This is a genomic window from Terrisporobacter sp. (assembly GCF_017888745.1).
In the GTDB taxonomy this organism is placed as follows: Bacteria; Bacillota; Clostridia; order Peptostreptococcales; family Peptostreptococcaceae; genus Terrisporobacter.
Map to the genome: position 1 here is coordinate 1 of NZ_JAGHFM010000265.1, position 9,094 is coordinate 9,094.

Consider the following 9,094-nt stretch of genomic DNA (forward strand, 5'->3'; position numbering starts at 1 on the left):
GCTGCAATTTCATTAGTAGCATCCATTAATTCCTCCATAGGAGCAATTATCTTTTTTAGTACAAAACTTAAAATAAAAATGCAAATAGAACTTGTAATAGTCAATATACATAGATTTATATATAATGGAATATATTTCACACTATTACTATTTATAGATTTTATATGAAAATACTGATTATTCACCTTAGTTACAGCATTCACACCATGTTCTTTCATAGATATATAGATAAGTTTATTCTCTTTACTTAGTATATTTTTTTGATTAATATCTAGTCCCAAATCACTGATATTATTTATTGGTTTGATACTATATCCTATATCCTCATATAAATTTATTAAGTTATATAGTGATTCTTTACTATTACTAGATTCATCTATTCTAGTAATAATAATTTCATATTTTTCAGAAAACCCATCTACTACCTTGCGTTTAATATATGGAGCAACTGCAAAAATCGATATACAGTTTCCTATAAGTAGAGATAATAAAAATACTGAACTTAATTTATACTTAATGCTACTATGTATTTTATTCCTTATCTTTCTCATATTTTATTCTCCGCCTTATAGCCAAGACCTCTTATAGTTATAATTTCAAATTCATCATAATCCTTAAATTTCTCTCTTAATCTTCTTATATGAACATTTACTGTTTGTTCATCGCTATTGGTATTCATCCCCCATATATCATCCATAAGCTCCATTCTTGTAAATATCCTTTGTGGATAACTAAGCAACTTATATAATAGATAAAATTCTTTTTTGGGTAAAATTATATTTTCACCATTTTTACTCACAGTCAGTGTATCATAATCTAAAGTAACATCTCCTACTTTAAGTTTATGTTCATTCTTTATGTTAAATCGCCTAAGAAGTGCTTGTATCCTCATAAGTAATTCTTCTAAATCAATAGGCTTTACCATATAATCATCTGTTCCCACTTTAAATCCCATCATTTTATCATCTTTTGATTCTTTAGCAGTTACTATAATAATTGGAAGTTCTTTATATACTGTACGTAATTCTTTAATAAGCTCAAAACCATCCATATTTGGCATCATAATATCATAAATAACTAAGTCTATAGAGTTATTATCTAATATATCTAATGCTTCTAAACCATCTTTTGCTGTGTAAGTCTTAAAGTTATTTTGATTTAGATATATGTCAATCATTCTTCTCAGTTTATCATTATCTTCAACAATCAATACTTTTATCATTTAATAAATTTAGTAAGTTAATTTATTATATTTTTCTTACTAAAAACTCCTTTCTTTTTCTATTTACATATTTTGTATCCATATAAAAATAATAAGCAAACCATATTACTATTATCTACTTATAGTAACACAGTTTGCTTTTATTTTTAACTAGCTTCTAAGAGATTCTACTGCATCTTTTTTAGCTGCCATTTTTGATGGAATCCATCCTCCTAACATTGTTAAAAGAACACTTATTATAACTAAAGTTATTGCGTGAACAGGATTTAAATAAGATACATTTTCTAAGTCTGTCATTTTATAAAGTATATCATTTATAGGGAAAGTAAGACCCCATGCAATTAAAATACCTAGTAAACCTGAGCAAGTTCCTATTATAAATGTTTCTGCATTAAACACTCTTGTAATATCTTTTTTTCTTGCCCCTAATGCTCTTAGTATACCTATTTCCTTAGTTCTTTCTAATACTGAGATATAAGTTATAATCCCCACCATTATCAAAGAAACTACTAAAGATATTGATGCAAAGGCAACCAATACAACAGTGATACCATCCATTATACCACCAGTCATATCAGATATACTCTGAGCTAAGTCACTATAAACTATTCTATCTTCATCTGAAGTTACCTTATCATTATAAGCATCAAGGTAGTCAAGAACTGCCTCTTTATCCTCAAAATTATTTGGATAAATCATAATAGAAGAAGGCTTTTCATCTCCACCAAGGTATGCTAATAAATTGGCTTTTGTATCTTCATCTATTTCTTCTCTTGTAAGAATATTATAATTTACTTCTTTTTGTGCTTTTACTATTTCTGAGTCTATTGCATTATCAACAACTAATTGAGACAATGCATCACTATGAGCTATACCAGTTGCAAGCATTCCTACTCCAGAGTCTGGATTTTCACGTACTATAGCTTTTAAAGTTAATGTCATGCTATTTTTTGAATTGTACATGTCTTCTAAATTAGTTGAAGGCATAAATGTATTGAAAGCTGTTTTTTCATAAAAATCATCATTATCAATAAGCTTAAACTCCATTCCAACTAAATCATTAAAATCCATACTTTCTATACCATCTGTATCAATTCCAAGATTTTTTAAAATATTTATATCCACTCTATTTTTTGAATCAACAACAAGAACTAAATCTGTTTCTTTACTTGGATACTCTCCTGCCAATAAATCATAATTTTTTTCTATGTAAGACTCTTTATTTTTATCTAGCATCTCTGGATAGGAAGATAATTGAATGCTACTCATCATAGGATTATTTGTGTCACTTTTGAAGGTAACTGTTTTATATGTATCATCTATTTTTCGAATTAGATTCATTGATGCTATATTCGTATATCCAATACTTGAAGCTATGTTAGGATCTATATTTTCTAAGTACTCTAAATATTCTTCACTTAAATTATTTTTATGAACTGCCATATTTTCACTTGGATCATATAAATATACTTCCTTAGAATCTGTATATTCTTCATTTTTTAATACTTTGTCTTTCATAGATTGTCTTTGAGCTTCAATAGTTTCTGCATCTATTTCTTGAGCATTTTGAGTAATAGTTATTGGAAACTCAGACATAGTGTCACTTTGTACTTCATCTATCTTAGTTTGAAAACCTGTAGATAAACTAAGTATTACGGCAATACCAATAATACCTATACTTGAAGCAAAAGCTGTTAAAAATGTTCTACCCTTTTTAGTTTTTATATTATTAGCTGACAATTTTAAAGCTGTTAAGAAATTCATACTTGTTTTCTTTAATGAATATTTACCATCTTTAAATTCTTCTTTTAATTCATTAGAATCTGATATTATATTTCCATCACGAAATTCTATTATTCTATCTGCATAATCATGAGCTAACTCAGGATTATGAGTTACCATAATTACTAATTTATCTTTTGCTATATCTTTAATAAGTTCCATTATTTGAATACTTGTTTTTGTATCTAATGCACCAGTAGGCTCATCTGCTAAAATTATATCTGGATCATTTGCAAGTGCCCTAGCAATTGCTACTCTTTGCATCTGACCACCTGAAAGTTGGTTTGGTCTTTTGTGAACATGATCCTTAAGACCAACTCTATCAAGGACTTCCAATGCTTTTTCCCTTTTTTCTTTAGCTGACACACCACTTAAGGTCATTCCCATTTCTACGTTTGAAATTATATCTAGGTGATTTATTAAATTATAACTTTGGAATATAAATCCAATACTATTATTTCTATAAGCATCCCAATCAATATCAGAAAACTCTTTTGTAGATTTTCCATTTATAATTAAATCTCCTGTATCATACTTATCAAGTCCACCAATCACATTCAGGCATGTTGTTTTTCCTGATCCACTAGGACCTAATATGGAAACAAATTCATTTTTTCTAAAATTTACTGAAACTCCATCTAATGCAACTTGTGTGAAGTTTCCAGTTGTATAACTTTTCTTTATGTTTTTTAATGTAAGCATCTTTGTACCTCCTAATAAGTTGATACAATTTTATACTCCATACATTAACTTAATATTAATTTTTGTTTTTTGTTATGTATATGTTTAATATATTTTTATAAAAATCCAAAACTTAACTTATTCTAAAATAAAAAACTCTATATCAAATCGAACTTAAACTTTTTTAGAACTATATAAATTTATTATTTTTCAAAAGATTTATTATTAACCAACATATTAATCAGTGTAATTTGTCTACTTTTTAATGTGTTCTCATCCCATTTTGAGTTTTTATCTAAAAATACTTTACTACTATTAAATACGTCCATTCTATTCTTTAAATATTCTTCTTTTTTCTTCTTGAAATCTAGGTTCCCTAGCTTCACATTCTTATTATTACTTATAAGAACTAAATTTGATAATCTATTAGTCCATAACTTTCTCTGATTTTCTGTAAAATCTCTTCTCCAATGACTTTTTTTCAATGGATTTTGCGGAAGTACATGTTCTATACTAATATCCATATAATTAGATAAATGCACAGTATTATCTGACATTAGATATTCAATCTTTAGAAGAAGATATTTAGTATATTTCTTACCATAAACATCTCCATTTATGCTATTTCTAAAAATATTCTTATCTATATCAAATAATTCTTTACTTTCTAATAAGTTATTTAAATTAGATTTATCTACATTATCAATTGCTTTAATTACATTATTCAGATTTTCACGCCTTTTAGACGGTGATGTATTTGTTAGAAGATCTCCCATAAACTTATACTCTAATTTTTTGATAAATTCGTCTATTCTATAATATTTAAACTTTAAGAAATAACTTAATAATGCTGGTATCCACTCATCTGAATGTAGCCCCATTTTCATTATTGTTATTAAGTTCTTATAATCATTACTTAATTCTTTGCTTTGTAAGTCAATTATATTATCATAGATATCATCAAGATGAATTAAGAAATCTATTGTATTTTTTCCTTTTTTCAAAATACCTTTTTTATATATGTTTTTCTCATATTCATCTAATAAGTTTGACGTTGGCTTATTTTTTAGAAGTATAGTTCTTGCAAAAGATAAAAATCTATCAAAGCCTTTATTATACTTTTCCTCTAAGTATTCCCAATTTTTAGAGTATTCGTCAAGGTCATCTTCAGAAATTTCTCCTATATTTATAGATTTTAATATATCAGCATTTGAAAGTGGAATCCCTCTATCATTTAATATAGTAAATAGCCTAAATGCATCTTCTGTATTATCAGTAGATACATATATAAATAGTACATTATTTAATAAGAAAACTGCAAATGCTTCTAAATCCTCTTTATCAGAAAAAATACTATGCATAATGTTTATAGCTTTAGCCATATTAGCTACTGATATATTTTGATTTTCTTTAAACTCCAGTATTTCATTCCTTTTAGTTCCTCCCATTGGAGTTATGAAGTCTCTAACAAAATCTTTTACTTTATCTCTTGTATTGTATTTAAGTCTACCTCTAGCTGGTACCTTTAGTAATTCATTTTCTTCTTGATATATCATTTCAGAAAGAGTCCATTTATATTTTTGCTTTTTCATTAAATCTCTAAGTACAGCTATCATCATACATAAAGTTGTAAGTCTTTGCTGTCCATCTAGTATTTCATATTCTCTAAACTCTTCCTCTTTTGTTCTTTTCAGTACTAAAGCACCTAAAAAATATTCACTATTTTGTTTATTTTCAAAAGCATAATAAAGGTCATCAATTAATTCTTGTATATTATCTTCTTGCCAAACATAAGGTCTTTGGTACTGTGGTACTACAAACCAAAATTCTTCAGAAAATATTTTCTTTAGTACTCCTTTATTTGCTTCAATTAGTCCATTTGTCATTCCTATTACTCCTTTGGTGCTATTTGTTATATATATTCATATTATCATAATCCTACTTAAAATAATATAATATATAAAAAAATCATCTCCATATAAATGAAGATGATTTTTTATATATTATTTATTCACATTTCCCATAAATTCAGTCATATGTCTTGTAATATAATCGTCTATATCATCATTATCACTGTCAAATCCCCAGTGATCTTCTAACACTCTTATACTTCTATAGCATAGACCTACGTCTTGTTTTAATTTAAAATCAATTAAATCATATAGCCAACACTCACGAGTATTTTCTTCCCAAAGGTTATTTTTCTTTATGTACTCATCAAGTTTTAATTTATAACTTAGCAAAGTCAGACGATCTATAGTTATATTATTTATTCCTACATTAAACTTACTTCCCCTTGTCATTTTGTACCCCCTATGATATTAGTTTATCAATTAAATTATATCATAAGTTCTATATTAATCAGACTTATTTATCAGTATAAACTATTTTTCCATTACAAATAGTGTACTTAACTTTTCCATATAGCTTTTCACCCATAAATGGTGAGTTACTAGATTTAGAGTCAAAATCTCTTACTTCCCACTGCTCATCTGGATTAAATATAACCAAATCTGCTACAGCTCCTTCTTTTATATATCCTTTATCTAATTTATAAAGTTTAGCTGGGTTTATAGTCATTTTTTCTAATAGATGCATTAAGCTTAAGTGATTTTTTCTAACTAATGAAGTAATACCTAGAGCTAATGAAGTTTCTAATCCTATTATTCCACTAGGACAAGCTGCAAATTCACGACTTTTCTCATCTTCACTATGAGGAGCATGATCTGTTGCTATTATTTCTATAGTATCATCTTTTAATCCTTCTATTAATATTTGCTTATCTTTTTCACTTCTAAGTGGCGGATTCATTTTTGCAAGAGAACCGTGTTTTAAAACATCTTCTTCTGTTAAAGTAAAATGATGTGGTGCAGCTTCTGCATACACTTTAGCTCCTAAGGATTTTGCAAATCTAACAGTCTCAACTGCAACTCCTGAACTTATATGTTGTATATTTACTTTTGCCCCTGTTTCTAATGCTATCATACAGTCCCTAGCTACCATTATGTCTTCTGATACAGTTTTAGCCCCACCTTTTAGACCTAATTGTTTTGCTATTTCACTATCATTTACTCCAGCAATTTCTATGAAGTTTTCATCTTCTTCATGAAGGCTTATCACAAAATCTAACTCTTTAGCTTTTTTCATTGCATCATATAAAATTCCAGTATCATTTATAGCAATTCCGTCATCACTAAATCCAACTGCTCCATTCTTTAATAATTCTTCAAAATCTACTAATTCTTTGCCTCTGAAGCTCTTAGTAACACTTCCTAACTGTAATACGTTTATAACAGCATCCTTAGCTTTCTCGTTTACATAGTTTAAAGTTTCAACATTATCTACAACAGGTTTAGTATTTGCCATACAAACTACAGTTGTAATTCCACCTCTTGCTGCTGATTTAGCTCCTGTTAATATATCTTCTTTATGTGTAAATCCAGGATCTCTAAAATGAACATGTATGTCTATTAATCCTGGTGATACAACACAATTTGTTGCATCTATAATTTGTTCAAAGCCTTTTTCTTCTTTTATTTTTCCTATTTTTATTATTTCCCCATTTTCAACTGCAATGTCTATTACTTCATCTCTTTTACTTGCAGGGTCTATCAATCTACCATTTTTGATTAAAATCATAAATATCTCCTTTTTATATAAATAAATTATAAATATTGTACCATTTTCAGCATAATTTTAAAAATAATTTTTATGTAAACTACAAAATTGATTAAATAAAAAATATACATAATTTTTAAACTATATTCGTAATTAAAAAATAATAAAATTTTTTATTATTTTTTAATTTTATTTTTTGTTGAATAATAGCTATTTATTTGTATATTTTTCATTTTATGTATAATTAAATTAAATTTTTGTCGAAATTTATATTTACATTTTTTTAAATTTATGTATAATAATATTTGTACGACGCGTAAATAGTATATGTCGGCAACAAATTAATACAATAGTAACTCTTAGGAAAACAATATCTTGGTTACTAGGAAAACAATTTTTGTTTATGTATAAAATAATAATTTAATATTTTTATTAGGAGGAAATCGATATGATTCAAATTTTAACAGGTACTGCATTATTATTAGTAGTATTGGCATTATTCACTTTATTTAGTTACAAAGCTCCACAAGGTATGAAAGCTATGGGTGCATTAGCAAACGCTGCTTGTGCAAGTTTCCTTGTTGAAGCATTCCACTTCTCATTATTTGGAGAACAAATGGGAATAAAATTCTTAGAAGGTGTTGGTGCTGCAAACGGTGGCTTAGGTGGTGTTGCTGCTGGTATATTAGTTCCTTTAGCACTTGGTGTATCACCAGTTTATGCTGTATTAGTTGGTTTAACTGTTTCAGTATTCGGAATACTTCCAGGATTTATAGCTGGGTACTTAATATCATTTGTTGTAAAATTCTTAGAAAAGAAAGTTCCTGCTGGACTTGATTTAATAGTTATAATAGTAGTTGCTGCTCCTTTAACTAGAGGAATAGCTATGGCAATGGATCCAGTTGTAAAAAATACTTTACTTCAAATAGGACAAGTATTAATACAAGCTCAAGAAACTTCTCCAATATTAATGGGATTAATACTTGGTGGTTTAATCACAGTTGTTGCTACTGCTCCACTTAGTTCAATGGCTTTAACTTCTATAATAGGTTTAACAGGTGTTCCAATGGGAATAGGTGCTTTAGCAGTATTTGGTTCTTCTTTCATGAACTACGTATTCTTCTCAAAAATGAAGTTCGGTTCTAAAAAAGATACTATAGCTGTTGCTATAGAACCATTAACTCAATCAGATATAATATCTGCTAACCCAATTCCAGTATACGTTACTAACTTCATAGGTGGTGCTATGTCTGGTATAATAGTTGCTTTAATGGGAATTACAGTTAGTACTCCAGGTCTTGCTACTCCAATAGCTGGTTTCGCAGTATCTGTTGCACAAAACGGAACTAACGGATTAATAGCTGCTGCTGGATGTATGGTAGTAAGTATAATAGCAGGATTCATAGGAGCTACAATATTCAAAAACTACAATATAAAAACTGCTGATGAAATCCGTGGAACAAAATCAGAAGAAGTAGTTGCTTAATATAAAGTATCATATATAAAAAAACCGAGATAATAATTATCTCGGTTTTTTATATTCATATAAACATTATTTTAATAACACTTCTTTAGGTTTGCTTAACTCTATTTTAGACTATCTCCTATAAGTTAAGGCTAGCACAATCACATGATATAACTGACTATAAGTGTTATTATTTCATCACCATATTTGATACATATACTTTTAATATTCTTGAAATACATCTCATAAGCTAAGATTTATATATTTTTCTACACCATTAATGTTTTTTATTAATATTTGGTATAAAAGTAAAAAGCTGTAGTTGA

General features: G+C 27.7%; 7 protein-coding genes. 1 reads left to right on the forward strand and 6 read right to left on the reverse strand.

The genetic code is table 11. From position 1 onward, the window contains the following. The 6 genes from J7G74_RS12045 to J7G74_RS12070 all read right to left on the reverse strand — a co-directional run. The coding region (locus J7G74_RS12045; protein ID WP_297135702.1) for a hypothetical protein at positions 1 to 551 on the reverse strand (551 nt) is incomplete at its 3' end. Further along, the gene (locus J7G74_RS12050) at positions 548 to 1,222 is read right to left on the reverse strand and encodes a response regulator transcription factor (RefSeq protein ID WP_297135705.1); all 675 of its coding nucleotides are present in this window, start codon (positions 1,220 to 1,222) and stop codon (positions 548 to 550) included. The genes J7G74_RS12045 and J7G74_RS12050, both read right to left, overlap by 4 nt. 150 nt (positions 1,223 to 1,372) lie before the next feature. Next, positions 1,373 to 3,706 carry an ABC transporter ATP-binding protein/permease gene (locus tag J7G74_RS12055; RefSeq protein ID WP_297135707.1) on the reverse strand — a complete coding sequence of 778 codons (2,334 nt, stop codon included), beginning with the start codon at positions 3,704 to 3,706 and terminating at the stop codon, positions 1,373 to 1,375. A gap of 182 nt (positions 3,707 to 3,888) precedes the next feature. Beyond that, a complete protein-coding gene (locus J7G74_RS12060; RefSeq protein ID WP_297135709.1) occupies positions 3,889 to 5,571 on the reverse strand; it encodes a DUF262 domain-containing protein in 1,683 nt (560 codons plus the stop codon). A gap of 117 nt (positions 5,572 to 5,688) precedes the next feature. Next, complete coding sequence (locus tag J7G74_RS12065; protein WP_297135712.1) at positions 5,689 to 5,988, reverse strand: hypothetical protein; 300 nt, start codon at positions 5,986 to 5,988, stop codon at positions 5,689 to 5,691. Positions 5,989 to 6,052: 64 nt separating this feature from the next. Next, entirely contained in the window at positions 6,053 to 7,324 is a 1,272-nt protein-coding gene (locus J7G74_RS12070) for a dihydroorotase (protein WP_297135715.1), read from the reverse strand. Positions 7,325 to 7,751: 427 nt separating this feature from the next. Here J7G74_RS12070 and J7G74_RS12075 point away from each other — a divergent pair, with 427 nt between their 5' ends. Further along, positions 7,752 to 8,789 (forward strand): PTS sugar transporter subunit IIC, encoded by a 1,038-nt coding sequence (locus J7G74_RS12075; RefSeq protein ID WP_330616562.1) that lies wholly within the window; start codon positions 7,752 to 7,754, stop codon positions 8,787 to 8,789. Positions 8,790 to 9,094: the final 305 nt, after the last annotated feature.